The organism is Rhodopirellula sp. UBA1907, assembly GCF_002337565.1.
GTDB lineage: Bacteria > Planctomycetota > Planctomycetia > Pirellulales > Pirellulaceae > Rhodopirellula > Rhodopirellula europaea.
Genome location: NZ_DDGH01000097.1, coordinates 53,258 through 65,524, shown reverse-complemented (window position 1 = coordinate 65,524; position 12,267 = coordinate 53,258). Strand labels below are relative to the sequence as shown.

Sequence of the window (12,267 nt, the reverse complement as noted above, 5' to 3'; positions counted from 1 at the left end):
CGTCAATGAGCCTCCTCCGGCGCTCTTGCTCAAATGCGTGGAACGTTCCAGCAAACGTGAGTGGACATAAAAGATGTCGCCTGGAAACGCCTCTCGACCTGGCGGTCGGCGCAGCAACAAAGAGAGGTGGCGGTACGCTCTCGCATGAGAGGTCAAATCATCGTAGACGATCAGGACGTCGCGGCCCTGCCGCATGAAGTGTTCGCCCATCGTCGTTGCCGCGTAGGGTGCAAGGAACTGCAATCCCGGCGGGGCGTCATCGGCGCCGATCACAACAATGGTGTGGTCCAAGGCGTCGTGACGACGTAAGTTTTCGATCACACGAGCCACGCCGGTGCTGCGTTGGCCGATACTGCAATAGATGCAAATCACATCGCGGCCGCCTTGGTTGATGATTGTGTCGATCGCAATCGCAGTCTTGCCTGTTTGACGATCGCCCAGCAACAACTGCCGTTGACCACGGCCGATCGGGATCATGGCGTCAATGACTTTCAGGCCGGATTGCAGCGGGACCGTCACCGGAGCACGTTGCATGATTGGCGGCGCATCGCGTTCGCAAGGTTCGCGTGGCAGATCGTCAAGCGACCGACCACCATCCAATGGCCGACCAACGGGATCCACCACCCGGCCAAGAAGTTGATCGCCGACGGGGGTGTCCAACACGGTGTGCATTCGCTCCACCCGCGATCCTGCGGTGATTCGATCGCTGGAATCCAACAACACACAACCGACTTGGTCGGGATCCAAGTTGAACGCGTAGCCAAGATGACCACCAGCGAACCGAAGCACTTCGTCGACTTGGACGTGTGGCAAACCGTGCACGCGTGCGATCCCGCGTTGGACTTCTTCGACGGTACCGATTTCGGTGACCGTCAATTGCCCGGCCTGAGACTTCACCGCTTGGCCAAATTGGTGAGCAGCGGATTCGAGCGTGTCCAAGTAAGTGGTCATGATCGAGAGTGACTTTTCACAGTGGCGAGGCTTGATAGAGGGATTTGGGCCAGGTTTAAAGACCAACCACCTCATTTATCGTTCGCAACGATGTTTACGCCACGTTGGCCTCCATCTTTTTCAGAGCACGTTCCGCATTCCAAGGCAGACTGTAACCACCCGCGTCCATTTCGATTCCCGCGATCAACGCGGGCTCTGATTCAAATCGAACTTCCGCCTTGTTTTGAAACACTTGATGAATGGCTTGACGAATCAGACTTCGGTCGGTGTCATCCAGTTCATCGGCAGATCGAACCAAGACCGGGTTTCCCGAATCCTCCAGTTGCGTGGCGATCGAGGCACGCTGGAGTTCGTCCAGCATCTGCAGCTGCTTCACAAACGTTTGGCAAACCCGTTTCTGCAAGTCCTCGTCCGCCAGTTGCTGAAGCGTTTCTCTTGCGGCCTGGAACCCCATTCGTTGAATGTCACGACGAGTTTGGTTGGCGAGTTCCTTTTGGTCTCGTTCAAAGGTGGACGTCCAGTGTGCTCGTCGCGTGTCCGCTTCTTTCCTCGCCTCAGCGATCAATCGCTGACGTTCGCTGTCTGCTTCTGCTTTGGCCTTCGTGAACAGGTCATCTCGTTGTTCTTGCAGCAGTTGCGATTGTTTTTCCAGTTCCAAACGCTGCTGGTTCGCTTCGGCTTTCGCGGCTTCGGCATCGGTTAGACGCTGCGTCACCTTTTGTTCCCTTGCCTGCATCGCGCGGACGACGGGGCCGTAAAGGAAATGTCGCAACAACCCAACCAGGACCAGGAAGTTGATGACTTGTGCGGTGAAGGTGAACCAATCAATGCTCATCGTTTCGTCTCCCTTCCTATTGCGTCAGCTGGTTCCAGAAGGGATTCGCGAACAATAGGATCATTGAAACGACAAAGCAGTAAATGGCCGTCGACTCGATCATGGCCAAACCCACGAACAGGGTACGAGTAATCGTGTTGGATGAATCCGGTTGCTGTGCGATGGAACTGAGAGCTTGGGCCACGGCACGCCCTTCGGCAAACGCTGGCCCGATGGAACCAATGGCGGTGGTCAGTCCCGCCATGATGATGCTGGCGACGGCGATCGAAGTGGTGCTATCCATGATGTCTTCCTTTTGGATTGAAATGTGAATTCACTGTTCGGCGGACGAACGAGAAGGATCACGAAAAGTGTTCACCGCACAATCACTTCGCGACTTTGGTTGCCGACGCGATGTAGACCATCGCCAAAACGGCAAAGATGTAAGCCTGGATCATTCCTGTCAGCAGCCCCATCACTTGCATCACAATTGGAATGAAGAGTGGGACGAAACTGATCAGAATCGCGGCGATCACGGCGCCGCTCATCATGTTCCCGTACAAACGCACAGCCAGTGCCAAAGTCCTTGAAAGTTCGCCAATCAAATTGAAAGGCAGCATCAAAGGCGTTGGTTGCAGGTATCGCTTCAAGTACTCCCCTACCCCGCGTGAGGCGATCCCAAACACGGGGACCGCTACGAACACGCAAGTCGCCAGAGCGGCTGTTGTTGACAATGATCCCGTCGGTGCGACGTAACCAGGCACGATGCTGAGTAAATTCGCTACTGCGATGAAAAGGAATAGAGTTCCGACAAATGGCAGGTATGGTCCCGGGTCGTGCCGGCTGATATCTCGAATTTGGTCTCGAATGCCGGTGACAAGCACTTCCAACAGATTCTGCCAACGCGGAATCTTTGTGTCGCTAGTCAATCGTCGCGTGATCCACCACGAACCGATGACCAACAACGCCATCACCAACCAAGTGAACGCAAGCGTGGCGTTGATCTTCAAAACTGGCCAAGCTTCGGATTGCCACAGGATCGATTCGTCCGGTGAGATTTGCACACCATTCATGGTTCGCTCCCGGGACGCAAAGTTTTCGCTGGCGGATTTTGTGCTGGTACGAGTTGGAAGCTTTTGTCACGCTGGGCGATAGTGCACACACCGACTGTGCGTATAAGCGCGAAGCCCGCGGCCGCTGCGACCAGGATCCGCCAATCCCCACTTCGTGCCAGTGCGGCCAGAATGCCCAGTACCACCGTCATCCGTAGCAATGCACCGCCTCCAAGCAGCAACCACGGCTGACGAGACGCGGGCAAGCGAACCGTGGTCCACCACAACGACGCCACGAAGAACACGGCAGCTGCGGCTCCCGCGAGAAACCCGCTCGTCATCGCCATCCATTCATTCATCTTCATTCTCCCGGTTGATCCACCACCAAGCGTTCAGACATCCGATTCCGACACCGCCGATCAATAACATCAACGTCCACGAAAACCGACTCGGCCAACGTTCATCAATCCAGATTCCCAAGGCGATTCCGAGTAGTGTTGGAATTGCGATCGACCAACCAACCAAACCGAACATGCCGAGTCCAAACCATGCCGATCGATCGCCTTGCTGACGTGCATCGAGTTTGCGAGATTGCTTCGCATCGACGTTTTTCTGTAGCGTTTGACGCTCGTTCATGGATGGAATCGCTCCTTACACCACATGGTCTTCAGTCAGTGCCATTGTTCGGCGAAGGAAGTCCGCTTCCAGTTTTGCGATTGCCGAATGAGCAGCATGTTGCTGTTCGTCCATCTGCGAAAACTCCTCGAGAACCAAACGTCGCAATGTCTCCAATTCAGTTCCATGGGACGCGGCTTCGGCGGAGACGTAAACATCATCCGCTCGTTTGATGAGAATTCCGGTGCCGACGGCCGCAAAGGATTCTTTCCCCGCCTCATCGACCCAACTCAGCAAACCGGGAACCAAAGCGGCCAAGAAATCGACATGTCGCGGCAGCAAACAAAAACTTCCATGCGTGCCTTCGGCAACCACTTTGTTGACTGTCAGATCCAACACGATCTCGTTGGGTGTGTTCAACTTCAGATGCATGATGGGGAGCTCGGAAGTTTACCGACCATGTACAAGTCTCGCTCCGGCCGATTCTGATACTCGTCATTCAAGATGCGTTCGCATCCGTCCAACGTGTCGTTGATGCTGACCATGTGTCCTTCGTGACCGGTGAATTGCTGCGTCGTGAAGAATGGTTGAGTCAAGAATCGCTCCAAACGTCTGGCCCGGTTCACCGTCAAGCGATCCTGACGAGACAGTTCTTCCATGCCCAGCATCGCGATGATGTCTTTCAATTCTTCGTATCCGGCCAGCGTTTGACGTACTTCGCTGGCCGTTTGGTAGTGCCGATCACCGACCACACCGGGCAACATCATTTCCGAAGTTGACTTCAATGGATCGATCGCGGGATACAACCCTTCGCTGGCTCGTTTTCGCGACAAAACGACGGTTGCGGATAGGTGTGCAAAGGTGTGCACCGCCGACGGGTCGGTGAAATCATCGGCAGGGACGTAGACGGCTTGCACCGACGTGATCGCGGCATCCGAGGTGGTGCAAATGCGTTCTTCCAACTCTGCCAAGTCGCTCGCAAGCGAAGGCTGGTATCCCACACGGGATGGCAGTTGGCCGAGTAGACCTGAGACTTCCATCCCGGCCTGCACAAACCGAAAGATGTTGTCAATCAACAGCAGCACGTCTTGTTTCGCATCGTCGCGAAAGGACTCTGCCATCGTCATCGCGGCGTGGCCGACACGGAATCGGGCACCTGGTGGTTCATTCATTTGTCCGAAGACCATGACGGTGTTGTCACGAACACCGGCGGTTCCCATCTCGCGGTACAGTTCTTCGGCTTCTCGGCATCGCTCACCGATTCCGCAGAACAAGCTGATTCCATCGTGACCGCCGACGATGTTGTGGATCAACTCAGTGATCAAAACGGTTTTGCCAACGCCTGCGCCACCGAATAGGCCTGCTTTACCGCCGCGTTCGAGCGGCGACAACAAATCGATGGCCTTGATGCCGGTCGTGAACACTTCCGATTTCGCGATGCGACGGTTGATCGTGGGCGGCGCCTGGTGAATGCTTCGATGCTCGACGGAGCTCAAGCTTTCACCATCGTCAAGCGTGTTGCCAAACACATCGAGCACTCTGCCCAACAGAGGTTTGCCAACGGGAACCTGCATCGGTCGTTCAAGACTCTGCACAGCGGTGCCCCGCGACAATCCTCGTGGCGATGTGATCGCGATGGCTCGCACGGTATGCGGGTCGAGTTGGCTGGCGACTTCTGCCACCACTTCACCACAATCGCCAATCCGCAGTTCATAATTCATGGACGGTGGTTCACCCGGGAAGTAAACGTCAATCACGCTGCCGCGAACGGCAACGACGTGTCCTCTCGCGGAATCCTTCGGAGAGGGCGGAGCGTTCTCCATCGAATCGGTTCCGGCTTTTACTGTGAAATCAGGCGATGGAGGCGATGGCGGGGTGTGCATATTGGGTACATCGTTGGAGTGCTCTCACGAACAAATCGCTAAGATGCATTCGCTGTGCCGCGAAAGAACGCAGGGCAAAGGAACGCGGGTCAGCCTTGCCGGATTGCGTTCCATTCAGTCCGTTTTTTCATTTAGTCGGTGAGGTAGCTGCGATCGTTCCACAACCGGATGACTGGGTCTCGTCGAGAATGGTGATAGCCGACAATGCTCAACGCAGCCGTGCCGAGAAAAAAATGGCGACCGGTATCCGGAGGCAAGCCTAGCCAACAGGCGGCAAAGACTTGCAGGAAGTGCTTGTGGGCAAACAATAAGCAGGCATCGTCCAGCTGGCGAATACGCTCGACAACGCGAGTGACACGCGTCGCCACATCCGTCAATGATTCGCCATTGGGGCAACCATCTTGGAAGAGATTCCAACCGGGATTCTTCTCTTGGATTTCGCTTCGTGTGAGCCCTTCGTAGTCGCCGCAATCCCACTCCGTCAGTTCCGCAACTGTGTTTGCTCGTTCGCCGTAGCCGGCTAGTTGGCAGGTTCGCTTCGCTCGCTGCAAAGGGCTGGTCCAGACTTCCGCAAACCGAAGTCCTTCCAGTCGACTCTGAAGTTGAGCCGCATTTTGTTCGCCCTTGGGCGTCAGTGGCATATCAGTCGAACCGGTGTGCTGCCCCGTGATTGTCCATGGCGTTTCGCCGTGTCGACCAAGATAAATTTGAGGGAATTGATCGCTCATGACCCGGCACTCCATTGCCAATTCCGGACTTCGGGCATGTCTTGTCCGTTCCGATTGATGTAGCGTCGATGCTCGATCAACTTTTGTTGCATCAAAGTTTTTAAGTGTTGGCCTGGTTCACCGGTTTCGGGCAAACGATCAATCACGTCCATCACCAAATGGAACCGGTCGAGATCGTTCAGCACCGTCATGTCGAATGGTGTGGTGATCGTGCCTTCTTCCTTGTATCCACGGACGTGAATATTCGCGTGGTTGGTACGACGGTATGTCAACCGATGGACCAACCATGGGTACGCGTGAAAGGCAAAAACCACATGCTTGTTCTCTGTGAACAGGGCATCAAACTCAGGGTCGCTGAGACCATGAGGGTGTTCTGAATTGGGTTGCAATCGCATCAGATCGACCACGTTGACGACTCGGATTTTCAGCTCGGGCAAATGCTCGCGTAAAATCGACACCGCTGCCAACGTTTCCAAGGTCGGGACGTCGCCACAACAAGCCATCACAAAGTCAGGAGAATCTGATGACTCGTTGCCTGCCCACTCCCAAATTCCAATTCCTTTTGCGCAGTGCTCCACCGCTTCGTCCATCGTCAGCCACTGTGGCGAAGGATGCTTGCCCGCGACGATGACGTTGACATAGTGCTTGCTTCGCAAACAGTGATCCATCACGGAGAGTAAGCAGTTGGCGTCCGGCGGTAAGTAGACGCGAACGATTTCGGCTTTCTTGTTGGCAACCACATCGATGAAGCCCGGGTCTTGATGGGTGAATCCGTTGTGATCTTGCCTCCAAACGTGCGAAGCGAGCAAATAGTTCAACGATGCGATTTTGTGACGCCAGGGCAACTCCGACGTGACCTTCAACCACTTTGCATGTTGGTTGAACATCGAATCGACGATGTGCACAAACGCTTCGTAGCAATTGAAAAGCCCGTGCCGACCTGTCAGCAAATATCCTTCCAGCCAGCCTTCGCATTGATGCTCGCTGAGCATCTCTAGGACACGGCCGGTTGGTGCAAGTGATTCATCGTCCTCGACCGTCGCCGCGTTCCACTGCCGCTGAGTGACATCGAAGACAGCTTCCAAGCCGTTCGAAATGGTTTCGTCGGGACCGAAGATTCGAAAGTTCTTGTGTTCGTCGTTCAATTGAACGATATCGCGAATGAATTTGCCCATGACGTGCGTGTCACCGATTCCACGGCAACCTCGTTGGGTGATTGAGACGGCATAGTCTTGGAAGTCGGGCATCTTCAATGGCCGTAGCAAACGTCCGCCGTTGGCATGCGGGTTCGCTCCCATCCGACGATCACCCCTGGGTGCGAGATCGGCTATCTCGGGCCGCAACCGCCCGTCTTCATCAAACAATTCTTCCGGGCGATAGCTGCGGAGCCAATCCTCGATTTGTTGCAAGTGTTCGGGGCATTTGGCGGGATCTGACAATGGCACTTGATGCGAATGAAAGGTTCCTTCGTTGCGGACACCATCAACGGCTTTGGGTCCCGTCCATCCCTTGGGTGACCTCAGCACGATCATGGGCCAGCGAGGGCGAGTGGTGTCGCCACTTTCGCGAGCTTTTTGTTGAGCTGATCGAATTTGTTCGATGGCGACGTCGAGGGCTTCCGCCATCGCTGCATGCATTTTCATCGGATCATCGCCTTCCACGAAGATGGGCGTCCAACCGTATCCTCGCATCAGCTGATCCAGTTCCGCATGGTCGATGCGAGCGAGGATGGCGGGGTTCGCGATTTTGAATCCGTTCAGATGCAAAATTGGAAGCACTGCGCCGTCAGTCGCTGGATTCAGGAATTTGTTCGAGTGCCACGCGGTCGCCAGTGGACCGGTTTCTGCTTCGCCATCACCCACCACACAAGCGACAATCAAATCGGGATTGTCAAACACTGCACCGAAGGAATGACTCAGTGAATACCCAAGTTCACCGCCTTCGTGGATTGATCCAGGACACTCCGGCGACGCGTGACTGGGAATCCCTCCGGGAAACGAAAACTGAATGAATAGCTTCCTCATTCCGGCTTCGTTTTGGCTGATATGCGGGTAGATCTCGCTGTAAGAACCTTCCAAATACGTGTTGGCGACAACCGCGGGACCGCCATGTCCCGGACCCGAGACATAGATCATGTCGAGATCGTATTGTTGGATGACTCGGTTCAAATGGGCGTAGATGAAGTTTTGGCCTGGCGTCGTTCCCCAGTGCCCAAGCAGCATCTTCTTGACGTCCTCAATCCGAAGCGGGCGTTTCAGCAGCGGATTGTCATAAAGATAGATCTGCCCAACGGATAAATAATTCGCGGCCCGCCAATAGGCGTCGATCTTCTGCAGTGTCTCGGCAGCAACATGAGTGGATTCGAGTGTTTCAATCACGGCATTGGCTTTCACGGTTGGATGGGCGATGTCATGAACGATTGGCAATCTCTGTACCACTGTCGTCGTGAATTGGTCTGCTTGGAGAAAACGTCTTGTTTTCGACGCCACAGCCACCGGATGGCACGAGGAGAGATCTGATCTCAAACCATACTGTGCCAGGATGTCATTCGACGCACAGAGAATGTGCGTGCTGGAGCACTCTCATGTCGTCAGACTTCGACAAAACGGCAGGGCACGTGAATCGCTTGTGAGTTGCCGCTATCCGACGGCCACTTTTTCAGATTTGGCCATTCACTCACACGGAAAATGAAATGAGTACTCCAGCCACCAGCCAACGACTGCCCGCAGAACCCGACGCCCACGTTCTCTCTCGCCACTTTCGAACCGGAGTTCGCGTTCTCCTAGCGTCCAGTTTGATCGGAACGTGCTTGTCTTTGCTTTTCTTTCGCGAAGTTGCCTACCTCGCTGCGATTCCAATCCCCTTCCTGTATGCGGTGTTGGCGCTGACGAACTACTTGGAAGTGCGATCTCGGGCAACCTCGTTGCGAGGGCATGCGACGCATCGACTAGGCAAAGAAGAGATCGAAACGGACGTCGAAACCGCTGGAGTGATTTTGATTTTGAAGGTGCTCGGTGTTCTCGCTGTCGCGGCATTCATCATCGCCGCCGCATACTTTGAATGGCAATCCGTCGGGATCATCGCCTCCGGATTGTTCTTTCTAGCCCTGCTGATCAACACGCCTTTCCTGCCACTGTTCTTTGCCGAGGCTGAACGCGATGAGTTGGATCACCTGAACGCGAGCAGACACGCGTCAAACTGATTGCGTGCTTTCGCGAATGTGCTCCCTGTTGATGACGCACGCTGATTGTCCCAAATCGCCATGCAAGATTCGGCAACGGCAGACACTTTCGCCATCGTCTGACCGACGAGGGGAACTTGTCTGCATCATCGGCGACGAAACCCTCGACCCGCCAATCGAATGGCAGATAAGGCTTTAGGAGGCAAGCAGACTTTGTGTTCACGCAAGTTGCTAATTCAAGCGTGCGTGGATGTGAACGCAGGTGGATCACTGGCGGGAAAGCTCTCGTCGCTTGCCTCGTCGATCCAATGGTCTTCGATGTCATGGACCACATCCGATTGCCACTTCACGGCCAAGTGAGCCGCCTCCGCTACTTTCGTGAGCAGCTCAGAATATCGATGAGGTGGTTCGCTGGACGCAAAAGCGTGAGCCTGCGATTCAAAAATCTTTTCCTCGGATTTGTCATTGGCGAGCGTGCACGCACAACCGTGAACACGTTTGCAAAGGGACCGCCATTCGGACTGAATAAATGGATTGTTCATTGGATACCTCGCAATTGAAGTGCAGATTCTCGGCTGATACGCAAAGCTTGAGCCATTCGTCGAATCATGCGCCGATGACTCAAATGTGGCTTTTGAGTCATCAAGTTTGCGATGGCGACTGAGCGTATACGGACAGTGGATGTGCGATGGCGCACAAGTTGTGACAGTGTCGACGCTCAATCATGTCAACCATCCCTCAAGAAACCGATCGTTCGGGGTTGGTCCCTGGTTTGCGTTTTGGACTCCAGGCTTTCACTCTGTTTCTCCAACCGGATTCTAAGCATGTCGATGGCACGTTCCCAAACTTGGATTCCAAGATGAATGCCTGGCAAAGAGCCGAAGGTTCGCCGTTCCCGCTCGGTGCAAGTTGGATTGCGGAGGAGTCTTCCTTTAATTTCTCGCTCTATTCGCGACATGCCACCACGGTGCATTTGTTGCTGTACCGGAAGGGTGATTTAGTTCATCCAGCTCGTGAAGTGAAGCTGAACTACCTATTCAATAAGTCGGGACCCATTTGGCATTGCCGCATTCATTGTGAATCATCCGATGACTGGGCTTACTATGCCTATCGAGTTGACGGGCCGGCGCCGCAGGGAGGTTACGACTTCCATGATTTTGACTTTCAAAAAGTTCTTTTGGACCCCTTTGCAAAAAAAGTCTTTTTTCCGGAGTCATTCTCTCGAGAAGCTGCCCGGCGGCCTGGTTCCAACGAAGGTCAAGCCCCGCTTGGGATACTCCCCAATCAATTCTGCGAATTTGACTGGCAGGACGATCGGATTTCGCGTCATGGAAGCGATCTTGTAATCTACGAGATGCATGTGCGGGGATTCACCAAGAACCCAAACTCTGGAGTGCCCGAAACGCATCAGGGCACATTTGTCGGTGTCGTCGACAAAATTCCCTACCTCGTGGAATTGGGCGTGACCGCGGTCGAGTTGATGCCGGTGTTTCAGTTCGATCCAGACGATGGAAACTACTGGGGGTACATGCCTCTGAATTTCTTCTCGCCGCACCACGCATATTCAACGAATCCATCGGCTTGCAATCAAAGAGACGAGTTTCGAATGATGGTGAAGGAGCTGCATGCGGTGGGCATCGAGGTCATCTTGGATGTCGTCTACAACCACACTTGCGAAGGCGATCACCGCGGGCCAACGTACAGCTGGAAAGGGATCGACAGCAGCACCGCGTACATGATGACGGGCAATGCGAACACTCCGTACGCCAATCACAGTGGTACGGGGAACACGATGCACACGGCCAACCGAGCGATTCGTCGGATGATCGTCGACAGCTTGCGATTCTGGGATTCGCACATGCATGTCGACGGATTTCGTTTTGATTTGGCATCCGTCTTTACCCGAAACAGTGATGGTTCCATCAACTTGGATGATCCACCCATCGTCAGTGAAATTGGCACCGATTCAGACCTTTGTGATGATCGGTTGATTGCTGAACCCTGGGACGCTGATGGCCAGTTTCAACTGGGGAAGAAATTTCCCGGGCAGCGATGGATGCAGTGGAATGCTCACTACCGAGACACCATGCAGCGTCTTGTCCGCGGTGATCGTGGCATGGTTCCCGACTTGATGACGCGTTTGTACGGCAGTTGCGATTTGTTTCCCGATGATCTGCGTCATGCGTTGCAGCCCTCGTTGAGCATCAACTACATCACATCACACGACGGCAGCACAATGTACGACTTGACGGCCTACAACGAAAAACGTAACTGGGCCAACGGGCACAACAATACCGACGGAGCGAAGGAATACAGTTGGGATTGTGGTTGGGAAGGAGACGAAGAAACGCCATCCGAGATCTTGCAGATTCGCAAACAACAAGTCCGCAACTTTTTCTGTTTGCTGATGCTGTCCAATGGAACTCCGATGTTCCGGATGGGGGACGAGTTTCTTCAAACCCAACGTGGGAACAACAACCCGTACAACCAAGACAACGCGACGAGTTGGTTGGACTGGGATCGACGTGTTGAGCATGCGGATATCTTCGAATTCGTCCGCGAAATGATTGCCTTTCGAAAGTCCCATCCGTCGATCAGCCGTTCGCGTTTTTGGCGAGGTGATGTGCGATGGTACGGAACGGGGCACTTGGTCGATATGTCCTCCGAATCAAGACAACTTGCATACTGTTTGCATGGCGAATCGCAAAGCGACAAGGATATCTATGTCATGATCAATGCGGGATCCGAGTCGACCGAATTCGGGATCCAAGAGTGGGCGTTTGAAAAGTGGCGGTTGGCTGTCGACACGTCGTGCGCGTCACTCAGTGAGCTTGCCAGCAGGCCCGAGAGCCAATGCGTTGTTACTCCCACATGGAATTCACCCGCTCGATCCGTTTGTGTTTTGGTTGAACGTTAAACTTTTACATGCCTCGCTCTCGCTTGCCTGCTTTTTGATAGAGTCCCCTGACGGGCTGTTGATTTAGTTGTATACCGAATGACAACAATTCGCGATTGGCGTCAGCCCCGGTTGAAGTCTGATTGA

Annotated in this window: 12 protein-coding genes and 1 pseudogene; 2 read left to right on the top strand and 11 right to left on the bottom strand. The window is 54.2% G+C overall.

Annotated features, from left to right (window positions below; genetic code table 11):
• The 10 genes and pseudogenes from B2R17_RS23315 to B2R17_RS23270 all read right to left on the bottom strand — a co-directional run.
• A pseudogene (locus B2R17_RS23315) lies at positions 1–951 on the bottom strand (F0F1 ATP synthase subunit alpha); the annotation flags it as partial.
• A 94-nt stretch (positions 952–1,045) separates the two neighbouring features.
• Positions 1,046–1,786 (bottom strand): F0F1 ATP synthase subunit B, encoded by a 741-nt coding sequence (locus B2R17_RS23310; protein WP_286765899.1) that lies wholly within the window; start codon positions 1,784–1,786, stop codon positions 1,046–1,048.
• 16 nt (positions 1,787–1,802) lie between these two features.
• A complete protein-coding gene (locus B2R17_RS23305; protein WP_008654312.1) occupies positions 1,803–2,069 on the bottom strand; it encodes a F0F1 ATP synthase subunit C in 267 nt (88 codons plus the stop codon).
• Between the two features lie 82 nt (positions 2,070–2,151).
• Entirely contained in the window at positions 2,152–2,838 is a 687-nt protein-coding gene (locus tag B2R17_RS23300; RefSeq protein WP_286765898.1) for a F0F1 ATP synthase subunit A, read from the bottom strand.
• Positions 2,835–3,182, bottom strand: coding sequence for an ATP synthase subunit I (locus B2R17_RS23295; RefSeq protein ID WP_286765897.1), 348 nt, complete (start codon positions 3,180–3,182; stop codon positions 2,835–2,837). The genes B2R17_RS23300 and B2R17_RS23295 overlap by 4 nt, the downstream gene beginning before the upstream one ends.
• A complete protein-coding gene (locus B2R17_RS23290; protein ID WP_008654315.1) occupies positions 3,169–3,453 on the bottom strand; it encodes an AtpZ/AtpI family protein in 285 nt (94 codons plus the stop codon). Before B2R17_RS23290 ends, B2R17_RS23295 begins: the two co-directional genes overlap by 14 nt.
• 15 nt (positions 3,454–3,468) lie before the next feature.
• A complete protein-coding gene (locus B2R17_RS23285) occupies positions 3,469–3,864 on the bottom strand; it encodes a F0F1 ATP synthase subunit epsilon (RefSeq protein ID WP_008664983.1) in 396 nt (131 codons plus the stop codon).
• Positions 3,855–5,255, bottom strand: coding sequence for a F0F1 ATP synthase subunit beta (gene atpD / locus B2R17_RS23280; protein ID WP_349677005.1), 1,401 nt, complete (start codon positions 5,253–5,255; stop codon positions 3,855–3,857). The genes B2R17_RS23285 and atpD overlap by 10 nt, the downstream gene beginning before the upstream one ends.
• 191 nt (positions 5,256–5,446) lie before the next feature.
• On the bottom strand, positions 5,447–6,043 hold the full coding sequence (locus tag B2R17_RS23275) for a histidine phosphatase family protein (RefSeq protein ID WP_037250302.1): 597 nt from the start codon (positions 6,041–6,043) through the stop codon (positions 5,447–5,449).
• Positions 6,040–8,421: a phosphoketolase family protein gene (locus B2R17_RS23270; protein ID WP_286765948.1), complete on the bottom strand. Its 2,382-nt coding sequence runs from the start codon at positions 8,419–8,421 to the stop codon at positions 6,040–6,042. The genes B2R17_RS23275 and B2R17_RS23270 overlap by 4 nt, the downstream gene beginning before the upstream one ends.
• A gap of 314 nt (positions 8,422–8,735) precedes the next feature.
• Between B2R17_RS23270 and B2R17_RS23265 the strand changes: the two genes are divergently transcribed.
• On the top strand, positions 8,736–9,245 hold the full coding sequence (locus B2R17_RS23265) for a hypothetical protein (protein WP_286765895.1): 510 nt from the start codon (positions 8,736–8,738) through the stop codon (positions 9,243–9,245).
• 215 nt (positions 9,246–9,460) lie between these two features.
• On the opposite strand, the gene B2R17_RS23260 is transcribed toward B2R17_RS23265, so the two are convergent.
• Positions 9,461–9,766 (bottom strand): hypothetical protein, encoded by a 306-nt coding sequence (locus B2R17_RS23260; RefSeq protein WP_286765894.1) that lies wholly within the window; start codon positions 9,764–9,766, stop codon positions 9,461–9,463.
• A gap of 317 nt (positions 9,767–10,083) precedes the next feature.
• Here B2R17_RS23260 and B2R17_RS23255 point away from each other — a divergent pair, with 317 nt between their 5' ends.
• Positions 10,084–12,141, top strand: a complete 2,058-nt coding sequence (locus B2R17_RS23255) for a glycogen debranching protein (protein ID WP_286765947.1) — start codon at positions 10,084–10,086, stop codon at positions 12,139–12,141.
• Positions 12,142–12,267: the final 126 nt, after the last annotated feature.

Excerpts from the sequence above, each read along its gene's own strand:
- B2R17_RS23305 (WP_008654312.1), bottom strand. The coding sequence starts at position 2,069 with ATGGATAGCACCACTTCGATCGCCGTCGCCAGCATCATCATGGCGGGA.
- B2R17_RS23310 (WP_286765899.1), bottom strand. The coding sequence starts at position 1,786 with ATGAGCATTGATTGGTTCACCTTCACCGCACAAGTCATCAACTTCCTG.
- B2R17_RS23285 (WP_008664983.1), bottom strand. The coding sequence starts at position 3,864 with ATGCATCTGAAGTTGAACACACCCAACGAGATCGTGTTGGATCTGACA.
- B2R17_RS23290 (WP_008654315.1), bottom strand. The coding sequence starts at position 3,453 with ATGAACGAGCGTCAAACGCTACAGAAAAACGTCGATGCGAAGCAATCT.
- B2R17_RS23300 (WP_286765898.1), bottom strand. The coding sequence starts at position 2,838 with ATGAATGGTGTGCAAATCTCACCGGACGAATCGATCCTGTGGCAATCC.
- atpD (WP_349677005.1), bottom strand. The coding sequence starts at position 5,255 with ATGGAGAACGCTCCGCCCTCTCCGAAGGATTCCGCGAGAGGACACGTC.
- B2R17_RS23265 (WP_286765895.1), top strand. The coding sequence starts at position 8,736 with ATGAGTACTCCAGCCACCAGCCAACGACTGCCCGCAGAACCCGACGCC.
- B2R17_RS23275 (WP_037250302.1), bottom strand. The coding sequence starts at position 6,043 with ATGAGCGATCAATTCCCTCAAATTTATCTTGGTCGACACGGCGAAACG.
- B2R17_RS23260 (WP_286765894.1), bottom strand. The coding sequence starts at position 9,766 with ATGAACAATCCATTTATTCAGTCCGAATGGCGGTCCCTTTGCAAACGT.
- B2R17_RS23295 (WP_286765897.1), bottom strand. The coding sequence starts at position 3,182 with ATGAAGATGAATGAATGGATGGCGATGACGAGCGGGTTTCTCGCGGGA.
- B2R17_RS23255 (WP_286765947.1), top strand. The coding sequence starts at position 10,084 with ATGAATGCCTGGCAAAGAGCCGAAGGTTCGCCGTTCCCGCTCGGTGCA.